This window comes from Curtobacterium pusillum (assembly GCF_007680845.1).
GTDB lineage: Bacteria > Actinomycetota > Actinomycetes > Actinomycetales > Microbacteriaceae > Curtobacterium > Curtobacterium pusillum_B.
Window position 1 is genome coordinate 38950 of the sequence record NZ_VEIY01000009.1, and the last position, 15770, is coordinate 54719.

Annotated in this window: 20 protein-coding genes, 1 tRNA gene and 1 pseudogene; 15 read left to right on the forward strand and 7 right to left on the reverse strand. The window is 69.1% G+C overall.

Annotated elements, in window-relative coordinates; translation table 11 throughout:
- Positions 1 to 67: 67 nt before the first annotated feature.
- Positions 68 to 520, reverse strand: a complete 453-nt coding sequence (locus FS825_RS16525) for an SRPBCC family protein (RefSeq protein WP_144715184.1) — start codon at positions 518 to 520, stop codon at positions 68 to 70.
- Positions 521 to 626: 106 nt separating this feature from the next.
- Between FS825_RS16525 and FS825_RS16530 the strand changes: the two genes are divergently transcribed.
- Together FS825_RS16530 and FS825_RS16535 are read left to right on the forward strand one after the other, a co-directional pair.
- Entirely contained in the window at positions 627 to 1169 is a 543-nt protein-coding gene (locus tag FS825_RS16530; RefSeq protein WP_186377303.1) for an amino-acid N-acetyltransferase, read from the forward strand.
- Positions 1170 to 1233: 64 nt separating this feature from the next.
- Entirely contained in the window at positions 1234 to 1929 is a 696-nt protein-coding gene (locus FS825_RS16535) for a hypothetical protein (RefSeq protein ID WP_144715186.1), read from the forward strand.
- 210 nt (positions 1930 to 2139) lie between these two features.
- Here FS825_RS16535 and cspE read toward each other — a convergent pair whose 3' ends face one another.
- Complete coding sequence (gene cspE, locus FS825_RS16540; protein ID WP_017887662.1) at positions 2140 to 2349, reverse strand: transcription antiterminator/RNA stability regulator CspE; 210 nt, start codon at positions 2347 to 2349, stop codon at positions 2140 to 2142.
- Between the two features lie 306 nt (positions 2350 to 2655).
- On the opposite strand from cspE, the gene FS825_RS16545 reads away from it, so the two are divergent.
- On the forward strand, positions 2656 to 3039 hold the full coding sequence (locus FS825_RS16545; protein WP_186377304.1) for an SseB family protein: 384 nt from the start codon (positions 2656 to 2658) through the stop codon (positions 3037 to 3039).
- Between the two features lie 80 nt (positions 3040 to 3119).
- Here FS825_RS16545 and radA read toward each other — a convergent pair whose 3' ends face one another.
- Positions 3120 to 4481: a DNA repair protein RadA gene (gene radA, locus FS825_RS16550; protein WP_260981290.1), complete on the reverse strand. Its 1362-nt coding sequence runs from the start codon at positions 4479 to 4481 to the stop codon at positions 3120 to 3122.
- A gap of 10 nt (positions 4482 to 4491) precedes the next feature.
- Entirely contained in the window at positions 4492 to 5514 is a 1023-nt protein-coding gene (locus FS825_RS16555) for an SGNH/GDSL hydrolase family protein (protein WP_144715191.1), read from the reverse strand.
- Positions 5515 to 5656: 142 nt separating this feature from the next.
- Here FS825_RS16555 and FS825_RS16560 point away from each other — a divergent pair.
- The 8 genes and pseudogenes from FS825_RS16560 to FS825_RS16585 all read left to right on the forward strand — a co-directional run bounded on the left by FS825_RS16560 (position 5657) and on the right by FS825_RS16585 (position 11395).
- Positions 5657 to 5746, forward strand: a tRNA-Ser gene (locus tag FS825_RS16560).
- A 217-nt stretch (positions 5747 to 5963) separates the two neighbouring features.
- Positions 5964 to 6983, forward strand: a pseudogene (locus FS825_RS16565) (PDDEXK nuclease domain-containing protein).
- Positions 6984 to 7064: 81 nt separating this feature from the next.
- Positions 7065 to 7229: a hypothetical protein gene (locus FS825_RS18770; RefSeq protein WP_186377305.1), complete on the forward strand. Its 165-nt coding sequence runs from the start codon at positions 7065 to 7067 to the stop codon at positions 7227 to 7229.
- Positions 7230 to 7521: 292 nt separating this feature from the next.
- Positions 7522 to 7821, forward strand: a complete 300-nt coding sequence (locus FS825_RS16570) for a hypothetical protein (protein ID WP_144715193.1) — start codon at positions 7522 to 7524, stop codon at positions 7819 to 7821.
- A gap of 145 nt (positions 7822 to 7966) precedes the next feature.
- Positions 7967 to 8626: an ABC transporter permease gene (locus tag FS825_RS16575; protein WP_222126955.1), complete on the forward strand. Its 660-nt coding sequence runs from the start codon at positions 7967 to 7969 to the stop codon at positions 8624 to 8626.
- A gap of 67 nt (positions 8627 to 8693) precedes the next feature.
- Positions 8694 to 9749 (forward strand): ABC transporter substrate-binding protein, encoded by a 1056-nt coding sequence (locus tag FS825_RS16580; protein WP_144715197.1) that lies wholly within the window; start codon positions 8694 to 8696, stop codon positions 9747 to 9749.
- Positions 9750 to 9815: 66 nt separating this feature from the next.
- Positions 9816 to 9980 (forward strand): hypothetical protein, encoded by a 165-nt coding sequence (locus FS825_RS18775; RefSeq protein ID WP_186377306.1) that lies wholly within the window; start codon positions 9816 to 9818, stop codon positions 9978 to 9980.
- Positions 9977 to 11395, forward strand: coding sequence for an amidase (locus FS825_RS16585; RefSeq protein ID WP_222126956.1), 1419 nt, complete (start codon positions 9977 to 9979; stop codon positions 11393 to 11395). The genes FS825_RS18775 and FS825_RS16585 overlap by 4 nt, the downstream gene beginning before the upstream one ends.
- On the opposite strand, the gene FS825_RS16590 is transcribed toward FS825_RS16585, so the two are convergent.
- Positions 11358 to 12017 (reverse strand): TetR/AcrR family transcriptional regulator, encoded by a 660-nt coding sequence (locus tag FS825_RS16590; RefSeq protein ID WP_144715199.1) that lies wholly within the window; start codon positions 12015 to 12017, stop codon positions 11358 to 11360. The two genes, FS825_RS16585 and FS825_RS16590, sit on opposite strands and share 38 nt — an antisense overlap.
- 126 nt (positions 12018 to 12143) lie before the next feature.
- Between FS825_RS16590 and FS825_RS16595 the strand changes: the two genes are divergently transcribed.
- Positions 12144 to 13028, forward strand: coding sequence for an alpha/beta fold hydrolase (locus FS825_RS16595; RefSeq protein ID WP_144715201.1), 885 nt, complete (start codon positions 12144 to 12146; stop codon positions 13026 to 13028).
- A gap of 100 nt (positions 13029 to 13128) precedes the next feature.
- A complete protein-coding gene (locus tag FS825_RS18780; protein WP_186377307.1) occupies positions 13129 to 13290 on the forward strand; it encodes a hypothetical protein in 162 nt (53 codons plus the stop codon).
- On the opposite strand, the gene FS825_RS16600 is transcribed toward FS825_RS18780, so the two are convergent.
- A complete protein-coding gene (locus tag FS825_RS16600) occupies positions 13268 to 13513 on the reverse strand; it encodes a hypothetical protein (RefSeq protein ID WP_144715203.1) in 246 nt (81 codons plus the stop codon). The genes FS825_RS18780 and FS825_RS16600 overlap by 23 nt on opposite strands.
- Before the next feature lie 21 nt (positions 13514 to 13534).
- Here FS825_RS16600 and FS825_RS16605 point away from each other — a divergent pair, with 21 nt between their 5' ends.
- Together FS825_RS16605 and FS825_RS16610 are read left to right on the forward strand one after the other, a co-directional pair.
- Complete coding sequence (locus FS825_RS16605; protein WP_144715205.1) at positions 13535 to 13915, forward strand: SbtR family transcriptional regulator; 381 nt, start codon at positions 13535 to 13537, stop codon at positions 13913 to 13915.
- Positions 13915 to 14445 carry a GNAT family N-acetyltransferase gene (locus tag FS825_RS16610; protein WP_144715207.1) on the forward strand — a complete coding sequence of 177 codons (531 nt, stop codon included), beginning with the start codon at positions 13915 to 13917 and terminating at the stop codon, positions 14443 to 14445. Before FS825_RS16605 ends, FS825_RS16610 begins: the two co-directional genes overlap by 1 nt.
- Before the next feature lie 36 nt (positions 14446 to 14481).
- Here the strand turns inward: FS825_RS16610 and FS825_RS16615 are convergent, their stop codons facing one another.
- The gene (locus tag FS825_RS16615; RefSeq protein WP_144715209.1) at positions 14482 to 15651 is read right to left on the reverse strand and encodes an MFS transporter; all 1170 of its coding nucleotides are present in this window, start codon (positions 15649 to 15651) and stop codon (positions 14482 to 14484) included.
- Between the last annotated feature and the right edge of the window lie 119 nt (positions 15652 to 15770).

A 15770-nucleotide genomic window follows, 5' to 3' on the forward strand; every position in this document is an offset into this window, starting at 1 on the left:
ACCACACGAGCGACGGGAGGCGCGGTGCCAGCTGGCACCGCGCCTCCCGTCTGCTCATCCGTGCTGTCTACGCCTGCACGTCGCCGCGCCAGCCGGGCTCGGTCGGGGCGTTCTCGACCCGCTCCTTGAAGTTCTGCAGGTCCTTCTTGACCGCGTGGCCACCGACGCCGACCGCGGAACCGAGCTTCTCGAGGAGGCCCGTGGGCTCCCAGTCAATCTGCGCGGTCACGCGCGTCTCAGTGTCCGACAGCTTGTGGAACGTCACGACACCCGCGTGGTCGGTCTCGCCGTCCTTGACGGTCCAGGCGACGCGCTCGTCCGGGTGCTGCTCGGTGATCACGGCGCGGAACTGGCGCTCCTGGCCCGCGACCTTGACGGTCCAGTCGGTGGTCTTGTCGTCCACCTGGACGATCTTCTCGACCTCGTCGAGGAAGAGGGGGAACTCCTCGAATCGGGTCCACTGGTCGTAGGCCTGGCGGACGGGGACGGTGACGTCGACGGTTTCGATGATCTGAGGCATGCACCGGACGGTAGGCGTCGGCGGCTGAACGCCGTCCAGACCGGTGTCCCCCGAGCGTCGCCTCCGCATCCAGGGCCGACGACCGGCGCGCACTAGGGTGGTGGAGATGACAGCGCACGGGAAGCACGCGTTCCACGAGCGGGACGAACACGGGATCCTCGTGCGTCCGGCACTCGCCTCGGACGTGCCGCACATCCAGCGGCTCATCGCCCCCTACGTCGACCGGCGGATCCTGCTCGGCAAGGAGAACGTCGCGCTCTACGGCTCGATCCAGCAGTTCCGGATCGCCGAAGGCCCCGACGGCGTCCCGATCGGCTGCGGTGCCCTCGCCGTCTTCTGGGACGACATCGCCGAGGTCCGCACGCTCGCACTCGACGCGGACTGGATCCACAAGCGCGTCGGCCACCGGATGCTCGAAGCGCTCGAACACGACGCCCGTGAACTCGGCGTCGCCCGGATCTTCTGCCTGACGTTCGAGGTCGAGTTCTTCGCGAAGCACGGGTACCTCGAGATCGGCGAGCAGGTCGTCGAGCCCTCGGTGTACGCCGAGCTCGTGCGGTCGTCGGACGAAGGGGTCGCGGAGTTCCTCGACCTCGCCCGGGTGAAGCCGAACACGCTCGGCAACACCCGCATGCTGAAGATCCTCTGACGCTTTCGGAAGCGGCTCGGCGGGGTTCGCCCGCTCGGCTCGGGGTGTTGTCTACCCTGTGCGCATGTCGTCGTTCCGTCACCCCGTCGGGCCCGAGAAGCCGGGCGTCTACTGGCGTCGTCGCGCCACCGTCGTCGGGGTGCTCCTGCTCATCGTGGTCGTCGTCGTCCTGATCGTCGTCGGGCGGGGTGGAGCGACGTCGGCGGAGCCGGGGGCGGCGGGGTCGGCGTCGGCGTCTCCTGGTGCTTCGGGTTCGCCGGCGCCCGGTGCGTCTGCGTCGTCGTCTGCTCGGTCGACGCCTTCCGCGTCGTCGTCCTCGTCCTCGTCTTCTGCTGCCTCCTCCTCCGCCGCCGACGGGTCGACGTGCGCGAAGGACCAGGTGCAGCTGACCCCCGTCATCGACAAGACCGCCTACGGTCCCACCGAGGACCCGAAGATCGCGATGTCGATCAAGAACACCGGGTCGAACTCGTGCCACCTCGACCTCGGGTCCGCGCAGCAGGTGCTCACGATCAGCTCCGGACAGGAGCAGTACTGGTCCTCGAAGGACTGCCAGACCGGCGGCACCAACCAGGACGTCACGATCAAGGCCGGGCAGACCCTCACCACGCCGGCGATCGAGTGGGACCGGACGCGCTCGTCGACGTCGACGTGTGACTCGTCACGGCCGTCGGTGACCGGCGGGGGAGCGAGCTACCACCTGCAGGTGGCGGTGGGGAACATCGAGTCGAAGGACTCGGTGCAGTTCATCCTCGAGTAGGCCCGTCTTTCTTGCGTGCGTCGGTGTGCGCGTCGCTGCGCGTCCGTCGGTGTGCGCGCGGCGCTGCGCGTGCAGAACCTGGTTCCGGGCACAGCACCGCGGAAGTTCGTGGTGCTGTGTCCGCTTCCTGGTGCCCCACGCCCGCATGGTGCCGGAAACGGGAACGGGCCCGTCGTCCGAAGACGACGGGCCCGTTCGAGCTGAAGGAGATCAGCCGAGGACGGTGATGTTCTCCGCCTGCGGGCCCTTGCGGCCCTCGGTGATGTCGAATTCAACCTTCTGGTTCTCCTCGAGCGACTTGTAGCCGTTGCCAGCGATCGCGGAGAAGTGAGCGAAGACGTCAGCGCTTCCGTCGTCCGGGGCGATGAATCCGAAGCCCTTTTCGTTGTTGAACCACTTGACGGTGCCGGTCGATGCCATGATGGCGTTCCTTACTTTCTTGCCAGTCGGCTTCTGCAGCCGATCTGTCTTGCGAAGCGGTACTCGCTACCGCCGATCCACCGACGGAGTTGTCGTGGGATCGATGCGCCCCGCGGGCATTGGGCCGGCGGAACGGGTTCGGGGCCAGGCGGCCGGGGAAGGCCAGTGACCGATGGCGCTCGAGGTGCTAAGCACCGGAAGAACGATGGACTCCCGCCGAAGCGGTTGGTACCAATGTACCTGCTCCGGGCCAGAACGGAAGAGCCCGAGTCGCCGATCGGCCATGAATCTGGTGGACTAGGGGTGATGGCAGACAAGGAACAGCGCTTCCGGAGCGAACAGCTCGAGGAAGCCCTCGCGAAGCAGGACGTCGCCGCGGTGGCGTTCGCGCTCCGCAACGACATCGTGATCGTCCCGCGGCTCGTCACCGGGAAGAAGGACATGCAGGTTCGGGTGTTCGGGCGGGAGGGCTCGGACAAGCGGATCCTGCTGCTGTTCTCGTCGGCGGACGCCTACACCGCGATGGTGCCGGACGAGAAGGTCCGACAGGTCCTGGTCTACGACGGTGCGCGGCTCGAGGAGTTCATCGCGGCGCACCTCGACTCGCTCGAGGGCGTGTTCTTCGACATCGCAGGCCCGCACACGATGCAGGCGACCCCGGAGGACTTGCTCGCCGCGCTGCGGGCCTAACGGCGGGCGGTCGACGCTCTTTCGCTGGCACCGTTCGGCCGGCGGGTCCTGACGCGGTCTCGTCAGATGGCGCGGCCTCGTCAGAACGCGCGGTCGAGCTCCCGTTCGCGCTCACTGGCGGCGAGGGAGAACGCGACCCGGAGCGCTTCGCGGAGGTGCTGCGCATCTGCGCCGAGCACGGTCGTGAACCCCAGGCGTGCTGCTTCGCTCGCGCGCTGTTTCGTGCCCGTGGTCGGACGGATCTCACCGGCGAGGCTGATCTCGCCGACCGCCGCGAGCGTGTGCGGGTACGGGCGGTCGCGCGCCGCACTCGCGAGGGCGAGCGCGATCGCGAGGTCTGCCCCCGGCTCGGTGAGCTTCATCCCGCCGACCGTCGAGACGTAGACGTCCGCGTCGGACAGCTTCAGGCCCGCACGGCGTTCGAGCACCGCGAGGAGCATCGCCACGCGGGACGCATCGACCCCGTTCACCACACGACGGGGTTGCGGCGCGGAACTCGGGACGACGAGCGCCTGCACCTCGACCGGGAGGGCACGACGCCCTTCGAGCGCGACCGTCACGCACGTGCCGGACACCGGCGCGCCGTTCTTCGACATGAAGAGGCCGCTCGGGTCCGGGACCTCGTGGATGCCGTCCCCGGCCATGTCGAAGCAGCCGACCTCGTCCGTCGGACCGAAGCGGTTCTTCAGCGCGCGGACGAAGCGGAGTGCGGTCTGTCGGTCGCCCTCGAAGTGACAGACGACGTCCACCAGGTGCTCGAGCAGGCGCGGGCCCGCGATGGTGCCGTCCTTTGTGACGTGCCCGACGACGAGCACCGGGAGCGCGCGGTCCTTCGCGACGCGGATGAGGGTCGACGCGACCTCGCGCACCTGTGACGTCCCACCCGCGATGCCGTCGATCGAACTCGACGAGATGGTCTGGACGGAGTCGGCGATGAGGAGGTCGGGGCGCACCTGGTCGATCTGACCGAGGATGACCCCGAGGTCGACCTCGCTCGCCAGGTACAGGTCGTCGTGCATCGCGCCGGTCCGCTCGGCGCGGAGACGGACCTGGTCCACGGATTCTTCGGCACTGACGTAGAGGACGCGCTTGCCCGTCGCCGCAGCGCGTGATGCGACCTCGAGCAGGAGCGTGGACTTGCCGACGCCGGGCTCGCCCGAGAGCAGCACCGCGGCACCAGGGACGACGCCGCCGCCGAGCACGCGGTCGAACTCGCCGATGCCGGTCTGCCAGCGCTGCATGCTCGTGCCACGGGCTTCGGTGATCGGGCGTGCGATCCGGTTGCCCGCGACCGCGACGGCGCTCGTCCCGCGGGAGCTCGCCGAGGCAGCGGAGGCGTCTTCCACCGTGCCCCACGACTGGCACTCGCCGCAGCGGCCGACCCACTTGACGTTGGTCCAGCCGCACTCAGTGCATCGGTAGAGGGACTGCGGGCGCGCCATGGTCGTCAGGCTAGGCCGTGCCGCCGACATCACCCGGGCGGTCGCTCGGGGCGTCGACCGGGTGATCACTCGGGTCGTCGTCCGGAACGTCTGTGTCGTGTCGCATCGCTTCCGGCAGCGGCACCGAACCGGTCATCCGCTGCCGGAGTCGGTCGATGCGTCCCGGTCGGTCAGCGTGGTCGAGGGCCTCGGCGCCGACGACGTCCTGCTCGGCGCGGGCCGTGGCCACCGCCCCGGCTCCGGCACCGAGGTCCTCCGCTTCACGAGCGGAGAGGTAGTGCCGGATCGCCGCGACGACGTCCACCCGGGCGTCCACCGCCGGCTCGAACGCGCTCGCCCAGATCTCGTAGCCACGGTCGTTCGGGTGGAACAGGTCCCCGTAGCTGTTGAAGAACGTCCGCCGGAGGCCGACGCGCTTCGTGATGGTGTGCAGCGGCGCCACCGTCAGACCGAGCTCGTCCGCCACCCGGTGCACGATCTCGTTCGCCACCGCGACCTTGCGCTCCCGGTCCGGTACGAACATGCACGGCAGCTCCGCCACGATCGCGTGCGAGGGCACCGCCCCGTAGATCTCGCGGATGTTCCGCTCGAACTTGTCCGGGTGGAAGTCGGCGATGTCGTTCGCGCCGATCGACACCGTGCAGATGTCGGGGGTGTAGTTCCGGAGCTTCGGGAGCTGGTCCTTCCGCGCGCCCCACGTCGTCGAGCCCGACACGCTGAGGTTCACGACCCGCACCGACATCCGGGAGCGGTGCCGGATCCGGCGCGCGAGCAGGCCCACGTAGCCCCGGTGCGGTTCGGACGCTCCGACGCCCTGCGCCGCGGAGTCGCCGATGGCGAGGTAGGTGATCTGCCCTTCGTGCTGCAGGCGTTCGCGCCACCAGTCGGCGTGCACGGGGAGCATGTCGACCACTCGTCGAGCCGCGGCCCGCTGGCCGCGGACGCCCGCTCGCGCGCCGAAGGCGGCGCTGCCGAGGACCGTCAGTCCGCCGACGATCGACGAGAGGAGGGCGACGGTGGTGCGGGTTCTCATGCGCTGGACGTTACGCGGAGTTGTTCGGTGCGCGGTCCCACGCGGCTGAGCCGTGGATGAGGGATGCATGCCGGGTGCCTGTGGAGGGCGAGCCTGTTCCGGGTGGCGAGTCGCGCCTCCCGGATCGTGTAAACTCTCTCCCGGTACCGTGTCCGAGCGGCCGAAGGATCATGTCTCGAAAACATGTGTGGGGGCAACTCCACCGTGGGTTCAAATCCCACCGGTACCGCCACAGAAAACCCCCGTTCATGCGGGGGTTTTCTTGTTTGTGGCAGCGCCCGTGGTGCGTCTTTGGTGCACTCTCCTGAGCGCACGACTCCGCACCGTGGCTGCCTCGTCCTTGGCGGCGTGGTCAGCCAGAGTGCGTCCGACCCGGTGTCCTAGGCGCACTCGCCCGTTCCTCGAGTGTGTGCAGCGAAGCGCAAGCCCTCCCGTCCGGGTATGCCGCTGTGCTTGCCGAGCTGAAGCTGCAAGTGCGCGCTGCCCGCTTCACGGCGCAGCGCCGCGTGAACACTGAGCTGATTCGTCTCTACTGGGGGATCGGCGCAACCATTCTGCAGCGGCAAGGCGACGAGGGCTGGGGCAGCAACGTCATTGGGCGGCTCGCGTCGGACCTGCGGACGGAGTTCCCGGAGATGAAGGGGTTCTCGCGCGCGAACCTGTTCTACATGCGCCGGTTCGCGGGGTAGTGGTCGGCGGATGCAGTTGTCCAACAGGCTGTTGGACAACTGCCCTGGGGGCACATCACCGTTCTCCTCGACCGGCTTGACGACCACGACCGCCGCGACTGGTACGCCGGCCAAGCATCGGCGCATGGGTGGTCGCGGAACGTGCTCGAGCACCAGATCCGATCCGTAGCGCACACGCGGATGCACGCGGCGCCGACGAACTTCGCTGAGGTACTCCCACCGGGGGACTCGGATCTGGCGCAGCAGTTCACGAAGGACCCGTACGTGCTGGACTTCCTTGCCCTCGACGGGGACGCGAAGGAACGCCACCTCGAGCAGGCGCTGGTCGATCGGATCATCGACACCCTCCGCGAACTCGGGGAAGGGTTCGCGTTCGTGGGCCGGCAGGCGCACTTCGACGTGGACGGGGACGACTTCTACGTCGACCTGTTGTTCTTCCACGTCGAGCAGCTCCGGTACGTGGTCGTTGAGCTCAAGACCGGGAAGTTCAAACCCGAGTACCTCGGCCAGCTCGGCTTTTACGTCGCCCTCGTCGACGACAAGCTCCGCCGATCCCAGCACGCCGACACGGTCGGGCTGCTGCTCGTCGCGGACAAGAACGATGCCGTCGTTCGGTACTCCCTCGCCGGCCAGCAGAATCCGATATGTGTCGCCAGCTACGACCTGCTGCCCCCATCCGTGCAGGCCGCCCTTCCCACGGAGGCCGAGCTCACTCAAGCGCTCCGTGACTCCGCTGAGGAGGCCGCCCTGGCTTCCGGCGCCGCGCCCAACGACGAGTGACGCAGGGGCAATCGAACCGGCTCATCGCCGCTGCCTCAGGTCGCTCGGACGGCTCGATTCTAGGAAGACTAGGAGGTCTCGATGCCCGAGCACATGCCATCCATTGAGCTGCGGTCCAGCGGCATCACAGCAGCTCGGGCGCCAGGGGTTCCCGCCCTCGAGCAGCTCGACGAGACCCCATCCGCCGGCACCAACATCGATGACTACCGGAGCAAGCCTGCGCAGCCCGGATCACTGATCAGTTGAGCCCCGCCGTGTCCCAATGTCCCGAAGCGTTCCTCGAACACCGATGCCAACGGGCCGCCGGTCACGACGGGCTCCACGTCTGGAAGGACGACACCTCCATGACGAAGTGGACCGGCCACCCCGACCGCCTGCTGCGCCAGACCAGAACGCCCAATCTGGACATTCCCCGACGCTCTGCGGACAGCAGTCCGTCCACACAAGCGCGCTGACGTAGCCTCACGTCGCGGGCAGAACCATCTTCCCCTGCAGCAGCGCAAGCTCGCGTCGCGCCGCGCGATCAGGAAGTCTGCCCATGAAGAACATCAGGTACGGAGCCGAGCTCGTCCTCGTCTGCGACGCAGTTGCGTACACGACGATCGACTATGCCGTCGCGCTGGCGCAGAGCGGTCTCGCTGATCGGGTCACGATTCCGACATTCGACGCGATGGGTTGTGACACCACCGTCACCATCGTCCTCGGACCCGGACTGCCGCTCCTCGCTCAGGAAGCGCCAGACGACGAGTTGGGAGAAGACTCCAGCTGGTCCGAGGGCACGAGCGGGTTCATCAGGGACGTCAGCTCCCGAACTGAGTCGGTCCGCGAGGGGCACTGAACGTCGGAACCAGCAGCGTCTTGCGAGCGCGCGAGTGTCTGTGATGACCGTGCCACCGCTCTGCTCATCCTCCTTGCGTCAGGCTCGTGATCAGGTTGATGGCGACAGCGATGACGAAGGTGCCAAAGAAGTACGACAGGAGCGCATGGCCCATTTCAGCCCGGCGCAGATCATCACCGTGCTCGTCGAGAACGTCGGCACCGGCGAGCTCTGGACCGACCTCGGGGTCACCGCGCAAGAGGTGCTCATGGGGTTCGTGATCGGAGCCCTCGGCGGGTCGCTCCTCGGTCTGCTGCTCTGGTACTCGCGGTTCGTCGCCGACTTGTCCGCACCGTTCATCACCGCGATCGGTTCGATCCCCGTCCTCGCCGTCGCCCCGATGATGATCATCTGGTTCGGCACCGGTCTGGTGTCGAAGGTCGTCATCGTCGCCTTCTCGTGCGTGATCGTCTCGCTGACGAACGCCTACCGCGGGGCGCAGAAGGTCGACACCGACCTGCTCGACCTGATGCGTTCCTTCGGCAGCTCCAAGACCCAGGCGTTCACCAAGGCCATCGTCCCCGGCGCCATGTCCTGGGTCATCGCGGGGCTGAAGCTCAACGTCGGCTTCGCGATCATCGGCGCCGTGGTGGGGGAGTTCATCTCGTCCTCCGCCGGCGTCGGCCACATGATCGTCACCGGCTCGTCGAGCTTCGCCATGAACCAGGTGCTCGCCGGCGTCGTCGTCGTGATGGCCATGGTCCTGGTCTTCGGACTCCTCATCGACCTGCTGGAGCGCGTCCTGCTCCGGTGGGACCGCCGCTGACCCACAGCGGAACCTCCCCACTCACCCTCCCGCCCCGCACTCCTCCCACCGAAAGGGCTGTGTCCCCATGCGATCTCCCCTGCCCCGACGCGCCCGCGTCCTCACCCTGGCTGCGGCGTCCGCCGCCGCCCTCCTCGTCCTGACCGGTTGCGCCGCCGGATCCAGCGCCTCCGACTCGGCCGACGGCGGAACCCAGGACGTCACGATCAACCAGGCCGTCCAGACCCTGCTCTACCTGCCCCTCTACGTCGCCCAGGAGAAGGGGTACTTCGAGGACGAGGGCGTGAAGGTGAAGATCGACACCGGCGGCTCCGGCAACGCGTCGTTCGCCGCGGTGCTCGGCGGGTCGGCCGGCTTCTCCATCCAGGACCCGGTGTTCTCGGCGAAGTCCCACGAGCAGGGCGGCGAGGGTGTCATCGTCGCCGGCGTGCAGAACGCCCCGGCCGAGTTCCTCGTCGGCAAGGACGGCACGAGCGCACAGGACGACCCGACGGTCCTCAACGGCAAGAAGGTCGTCGTGTCGCCGTCCCCGGACTCCACCTGGGCGCTCATGACGAAGATGATCGACACGTACGACCTCAAGGGCGTGAAGCTGGTCAACGTGTCGCTCGGCAACGAGCTGGCGGCCGTCGCGTCCGGTCAGGCCGACTACGCGGTCGTCCCGGAACCCTCCGTGAGCCAGGCCGTCGCCCAGCAGGACATGCACGTCGTGTACTCGTGGCCGGCCGCCGGCGACGAGTGGAACCCGTTCGCGTTCTCCTCACTCACGTCGACGCAGAAGTACGTGAAGGCCAACCCGAAGGCGACCCAGGGCGTCGTCAACGCCTTCCAGCGGGCCTACAACTACATCTACTCGAACGAGGCCGGATCGATCGCGGTCGCCGAGAAGTACTTCCCGAAGCTCGACGAGTCGACCGTCGCCTCGGCGGTCAAGCGTGAGATCGACGCGGACGGCTACCCGCACAGTGCGACGGTCAGCGAAGAGGCCTGGGCCCACAACCTCCAGCTCGCCGCCGACATCGACAACGTGAAGAAGTACCCGGCCGACGCCACGTCGTACGAGACGAACGTCGACACCACCTTCTCGGACAAGGCCGAGAAGACCTACCCCGCGAAGAACTGACCGATCCCACGCCCACCGGCGGGGCCGCCACCCGGCGGCCCCGCCGCCCGCCGACCAGAGGAACCCATGGACGCCGCAGCCCACCAGGCACTGATCGACGAGTGGACCGCGCGCGGCCGCTCCATCGCCGCGTTCGTCACCGCGAACGTGCCCGCCGACGTCGTCCCGGTGTCGGTGTTCGACCACGGACCGGACGCGTCCGGACCAGACGACGACGGAGCCCCCGCGTGAACGACCTCCACCGTCCGATCGCGGAGCTCGCCGCGATGCTCCGGGACGGGACGACGACCGCGGCAGCCCTGGTCGATCAGAGCCTCGACCGCATCGACGCGGTCGCCGACCTCGCCGCGTTCGTCCACGTCGACCACGACGGCGCGCGGGCAGCCGCCGCCCGTGCCGACGAAGACCTCGCTGCCGGCCAGGACCGCGGGCCGCTCCACGGCCTCCCCGTCGCGGTGAAGGACAACATCGACGTCGCCGGACAGCACACCCGCGCCGGCAGCCTGCTGCTCGGCGACGAGCCGGCCACCCGGGACGCCACCGTCGTCCGACGACTGCGCGACGCCGGCGCGGTGATCGTCGGGCGCACGAACATGCACGAACTCGCGTGGGGCGGCACCACGGACAACCCCCACACCGGCCGGGCCCGCAACCCCTGGAACCGCGACCGCGTGCCGGCCGGATCCTCCGGAGGGTCCGGCATCGCGGTCGCCGCCGGGACGGTCGTCGCGGCGCTCGGGACGGACACGGGAGGCTCGGTGCGGCTCCCTGCATCGGTCAACGGTGTCAGTGGGTTGCGTCCCACCATCGGTCGGGTCAGCAACGCCGGCGTCGTCCCCCTCGCGTGGACCATGGACACCGTCGGGCCGCTGGCCCGGACCGCGGCTGACGCCGCCGTCGTCCACGACGCGATCGCGGGATGGGACCCGCGCGACCGGACCACGCGACGGAAGCCGACCCACCCGAGCGCGCCGCGCCTCCAGTCCGGTGATCCGACCACCCAGGTGCGCGGCCTGCGGGTCGGGGTGATCGCGGACTACGCGCTCGTCGGCAACCAGCCGGACGTGACCGACGCGGTGCGGTCCGCGCTCGACGCGCTCGCCGCAGCCGGTGCGGAGATCGTCGAGATCGCGGTGCCCGGCGTGGACGAGCTGGTCGACGCGCAGCTCGTCGTCGACGCGGTCGAGCCGAGCGCGATGCACCTCGACCTGCTGCGCACCCGTCCCCAGGACTACGGCGACGACGTGCGGACACACCTCGAGATCGGACTCCGCTACTCCGGCGTGGAGTACGTGCAGGCGCAGCGCTTCCGGGCGTGGTTCCGGGACGGGCTGCTCGACGCGATGCGCGACGTCGACGTCCTGGTCACACCCACCATGCCGTTCACGGCGTTGCCGCACGGCGCCGAGTCCGTCGAACTCGACGGGCGGGCCGCTTCGCTCACGGCGGGCAACATGCGCTACACGGCGATCGGCAGCATGGCCGGGTTCCCGGGCCTCAGCGTGCCGGTCGGGCTCGACCGCGACGGGCTCCCGATCGGGATGCTCTTCACGGGTCGTGCGTTCGACGAGACGACAGTGGTCCGAGCGGGGCACGGGTTCCAGGGGATCACGGAGCACCACCTGCTGCGTCCGCCGCTGCACTGACGGTGCACCTCGGCCGGTGGGAACCATCGGCGTCATCACGCTGTGCCAGGGTGATCATCGCACCGGTGACGGCGGCGCGGGCCACCGAGCCCAGTTGTCCGGCGCTCAGGCTGGTCCGACTGAGGACGGCGAGGGACTGGTTGACGGCCGCCAACTGCAGGGCGATCTCGTCCGCCGTCGGTTCCTCGATGCCGGCGGCGCGGAGTGCCGTCGCGATCCGCCTCCGTTGGAGCCCGAGGAGGGTGTCGGCCTGTGCCGCCGCCGTGGATGGCAGGGTCGGGCTGGCGATGACGGACTGAGCGATCAAGCAGCCCCGCGGGACGGCGGGGTCGGCGATCCGGTCGAGCGTGACGTCGAAGAAGGCGATCATCGCTGCCCGGAGGTCCGTTGATCGCGATGCCAGGGCTCGCTCGTACCGGTCGCCGTACCGGGTTCCGTACCGGGCGAGCGCCCGTTGGAAGAGTGTCGCCTTGTCGCCGAAGGCGTTGTAGAAGGAGCTCCGGCCGACGCCCATCGCCGCGCTGAGGGTGTCGAGCGAGGCGTCGGCGTAGCCGCGTTCCCAGAACACGAGCATGGCGGCTTCTTCCGCCGCGTCGGCGTCGAACGCTTTCTTCCCGGCCATGTCGACCCGACCTCCGCTCTCTGAACGAACTCCACCCTATCTTGAACCAATCGGTACAACATGGCTAGGGTGACGCAGGGGTCGACCCATGACGTCCGTCACGATCGAAGAACAGGAACCAGCACGATGACCGTCCAGACCGCGTCCTTCACCGACGAGTACCGCCACGTGGAGGGCATCCGACTCCACGCTCTCGTGGGTGGCAACCCCGCCGGCTCGACGATCGTCCTCCTCGCGGGGTTCCCGCAGGACGGCCGCGCTTGGCTCCGGGCTGCGGCACACCTCGGCGTGCACCACCACTTGGTGATCCCCGACCTCCCCGGGCAAGGGCCATCGGACCGTCCGGCTGACGGCTACGACACCCAGACGCTCGCGAGGAGGGTCCACGGCCTCCTCGAACAACTCGGCGTCGCCCGCTACACACTCGTCGCGCACGATGTCGGCGCGTGGGTCGCCTTCCCCTACGGACTCCTGTACGGCGACGAGATCGAACGCCTCGCGCTCCTCGACGCCGGGATCCCCGGGATCACCCTGCCCGAGTCGGTCCCGCTCGATCCCGAGCGGGCGTGGAAGACGTGGCACTTCGCCTTCCACCAGGTGCCGGACCTCCCCGAGGTCCTCCTGCAGGGGCACGAACGGGACTACATCGCGTGGTTCCTCCGGAACAAGACCCGCGACCCGGGCACGTTCTCGGATGCTGAGATCGACGGGTACGCCGACTCCTTCGCCGCGGCGGGCGGGGTCCGGGCGGGACTGGCGCACTACCGCGAAGCCGCACACTCAGCAGAGCAGAACCGTGCGCTCCTCGACACGCGCCGCTTCAGGATGCCCGTCCTCGGCGTCAGCGCACAGTTCGGGAGCATCGCCGACATGGCGGCACCCGTGCGGCCGTACGCCGACGACGTCAGGAACGTCGTCATCCCAGGCTCGGGGCACTTCATCCCGGACGAACAGCCGGAGCTGCTCGCGGCGGCTCTGAAGGACTTCATCGGGGGCCGCGGAGACCGGTAGCCCGATCACGCCGCCGCCGGATCGGGGACGCCGAGGGCGCGGACGAGGTCGCACTTCGACTCGTGGTGCTCGACCAGGGCCGGGAGGACCAGCTGGTCCGATGAACCAGCTCGAGACGATGCAGGAGGCGCTGTTCGGCATCCCCGGTCTGCTCACGGCGCGGAGTCGGCGCGCGGCGGGCGCGCACGCGCGTCCGTGGGAGGGCGGGCAGATGCTGTGGAGCGCGGTGCGGGGAATCGTCAGGGCCGTCGGCGCGTCGTGATCGCCGTGTCCTGCACAGCAGGCACGAGCGTCCGCTGCGCCCACGCCCGGAACGTGGTGGGTGCGACCGCCTCGGGATCCCGCGGCTCGACGTCGTAGATGCCGTCGTTCTGCGCGGTCGCCACGTCCGCGAGGCCCCGCACCCAGGCAGGGCTGAGACCGTACTGCGCGAGGGTCGCGGAGTAGTCCTCGACGGACGCGGCATCGGATCCCTGTACCGGCACTTCCCGAACAAGCGCGCGCTGTTGACCGCCATCGTGCAGGAGCGGTTCCGGACCATGTCCGACTCCGCGCGCGCCGCAGAGGGGATCGAGGATCCTCGTGGGTCGTTCGAGGCGGTGCTCCGGCGTTACCTCGAGGCGGCCGCGGCCGACAAGGCCTTCCAGTGGGCGATGCTCGGATCGGACTCCGTCGACTGGGCCGAGATCCGGGCCGAGAAGGACGAGTTCGCGGCCGTCGCCTCACGGGTGATCGAGCGCGCGGTCCGTGCCGGCGCGGTCCGGGCGGACCTGACCTACGCGGACTTCCCGGTGATGACCTGTGGTGTCATGTCCACCATGTACTTCCGGCCGAGTGGCAACGGGGACTGGGAGCGTCACCTCTTGCTGCTCCTCGAGGGTGTCTGATGCGCCCGCTCGACCCAGCGAGCGCGACGGGCCGCGTGCGTGTCCGGCCGTTCTCCGAGGGGGACGTCACTGATTTCCTCGCGTACCAGGGGCTCCCCGCGGTTCGCAGGTTCCAGCCCGGCGAAGCGATGACGGCTCCCCGCGCCGCGGCCTTCGTTGTGGAGCAGGCGCAGCAGGGCGCTACGGAGCGAGGGGTCTGGCACGGCCGGGCGGTCGAGCTCGTCGCGGAGCGGCGGGTCATCGGCGACGTGGGGATCTGGATCCCCGCGGAACGGAACGATCCGGCCGTCGGCGACCTCGGCTTCCAGTTCGATCCTCGGTACCAGGGCCGGGGGTACGCGCTCGAGGCCTTGCGCGCGTTCATCCCGACCGTGGTCCACGACTTCGCGCTCGACCGTGTCACTGCCTCGTGCAGGGACGACAACGGTCCGTCCTGGCGACTGATGGAGCGCCTGGGGATGCGCCTGCACCACAGTGCCGACGAGGAGCGCGTGTACACGCTCGATCCGGACGACCTGCGCTCGCCCTGACGTCGGACGACGAGGGCGAGGCCGGGCGCTCCCGGCTCAGTGGTCGGGGTTGCTGTCCGCTGCCGACCAGTGCGGGAACGCGTACCGGCGCGCCACTCCGGCCGCGATGGCTGACGGGATCATGATCGCGAGCGCCACCCAGGGCAGCGATCCGACGCCGGCGAGACCGATCAAGAGCCCGCCGACGAGCCCGCCGACGCCGATCATGAGGTTGACCAGTGTCACCATCACGGCGGCGATCGCGTCCGAACCGGTTGCGCGGAACCCAGCGGTCAGGAACCAGGTCGCGCCGCCTCCGAACCCGAGACCCCAGAGGACCGCGGCGACGTAGACGAAGATCGGGCTGATCGGAGCGAGGCCGAGCATCAGGAACGCGGCAGCGAGCAACACCAGGCCGGTCACGGTCAGGTGCCGGTGCCGTCGGTCGATCAACACACCGGTGACCCAGATACTGGCCAGTGCGGCGAGCCCGAAGACGAGGAGCACGAACTCGACCTGGTTCCCGATGCCAGCGCGGGACACCTGTGGAGCGACGTACGTGTAGAGGATGTTGTGCGCGAGGAAGAAGCCGCTCATCACGGCGAGGATCGTGGCGACCCCCTTCGTGCGGAGGAGCCCACGCCCGGCCCCCCGGGCCTTCTCCCCTGCCGGAGTCCCGGACAGGTTGGGAAGCGCCAGCGCGACCCAGAGGATCGCGGCCAGGCCGGCGAACCCGGACGCAGCGAACGTGAAGTTCCAGGTGAAGGTGTTCCCCAGGAGGGTTCCGAGCGGCAGGCCGATGGCGAGTGCCACCGGTGTCCCGGCGTTCGCGATGGACATCGCGCGGCCCTGCTTGTCCTCGGGGACGAGGCGCGCTGCGTAGGCGGCGAGGTTCGTCCAGATGAGCCCCGCTCCGACGCCGCCGACGAACCGCGCGATCATGATGATCGTGAAGTCCTCCGTGGCCGCGATCGCGAAGTTCGACACGACGAACGCCCCGAGTGCGCTGATCAGGAGTGTTCGCCGGCCCCATCTGGCCAGGACCGCGCTCAGGGGAACGGCGGTGAGCGCGGTGGCCAACGCGTAGACGGTGATCAGCTGACCGGCCGCCGCGTCCGTGACCCGGAGCGAGTGCGCGATCTGTGGGAGGAGACCTGCGGGGGTGGTCTCGTTGATGATGCTGAGGAAGCCCGCGAAGAAGAGCGCGAGGAGTCCTGCCCAGGGCATCGTGCGGGACGCACGCGCTTGCGGGATCGGAGCTGTTTCTGCAGTCACTGCAAACCTCTCGGAGGTATGATGGGAGCCGTACCTGGGGAGTGAAGCACACCGGCAGGTACGACGCAAGT

Coding starts and splice junctions, on each gene's coding strand:
- FS825_RS16610 (WP_144715207.1), top strand. CDS start 13,915: ATGCGCCCGCTCGACCCAGCGAGCGCGACGGGCCGCGTGCGTGTCCGG.
- FS825_RS16545 (WP_186377304.1), top strand. CDS start 2,656: ATGGCAGACAAGGAACAGCGCTTCCGGAGCGAACAGCTCGAGGAAGCC.
- radA (WP_260981290.1), bottom strand. CDS start 4,481: ATGGCGCGCCCGCAGTCCCTCTACCGATGCACTGAGTGCGGCTGGACC.
- FS825_RS16580 (WP_144715197.1), top strand. CDS start 8,694: ATGCGATCTCCCCTGCCCCGACGCGCCCGCGTCCTCACCCTGGCTGCG.
- cspE (WP_017887662.1), bottom strand. CDS start 2,349: ATGGCATCGACCGGCACCGTCAAGTGGTTCAACAACGAAAAGGGCTTC.
- FS825_RS16535 (WP_144715186.1), top strand. CDS start 1,234: ATGTCGTCGTTCCGTCACCCCGTCGGGCCCGAGAAGCCGGGCGTCTAC.
- FS825_RS16595 (WP_144715201.1), top strand. CDS start 12,144: ATGACCGTCCAGACCGCGTCCTTCACCGACGAGTACCGCCACGTGGAG.
- FS825_RS16590 (WP_144715199.1), bottom strand. CDS start 12,017: ATGGCCGGGAAGAAAGCGTTCGACGCCGACGCGGCGGAAGAAGCCGCC.
- FS825_RS16530 (WP_186377303.1), top strand. CDS start 627: ATGACAGCGCACGGGAAGCACGCGTTCCACGAGCGGGACGAACACGGG.
- FS825_RS16575 (WP_222126955.1), top strand. CDS start 7,967: ATGGCCCATTTCAGCCCGGCGCAGATCATCACCGTGCTCGTCGAGAAC.
- FS825_RS16570 (WP_144715193.1), top strand. CDS start 7,522: ATGAAGAACATCAGGTACGGAGCCGAGCTCGTCCTCGTCTGCGACGCA.
- FS825_RS18775 (WP_186377306.1), top strand. CDS start 9,816: ATGGACGCCGCAGCCCACCAGGCACTGATCGACGAGTGGACCGCGCGC.
- FS825_RS18780 (WP_186377307.1), top strand. CDS start 13,129: ATGAACCAGCTCGAGACGATGCAGGAGGCGCTGTTCGGCATCCCCGGT.
- FS825_RS16615 (WP_144715209.1), bottom strand. CDS start 15,651: ATGCCCTGGGCAGGACTCCTCGCGCTCTTCTTCGCGGGCTTCCTCAGC.
- FS825_RS16525 (WP_144715184.1), bottom strand. CDS start 520: ATGCCTCAGATCATCGAAACCGTCGACGTCACCGTCCCCGTCCGCCAG.
- FS825_RS16555 (WP_144715191.1), bottom strand. CDS start 5,514: ATGAGAACCCGCACCACCGTCGCCCTCCTCTCGTCGATCGTCGGCGGA.
- FS825_RS18770 (WP_186377305.1), top strand. CDS start 7,065: ATGCCCGAGCACATGCCATCCATTGAGCTGCGGTCCAGCGGCATCACA.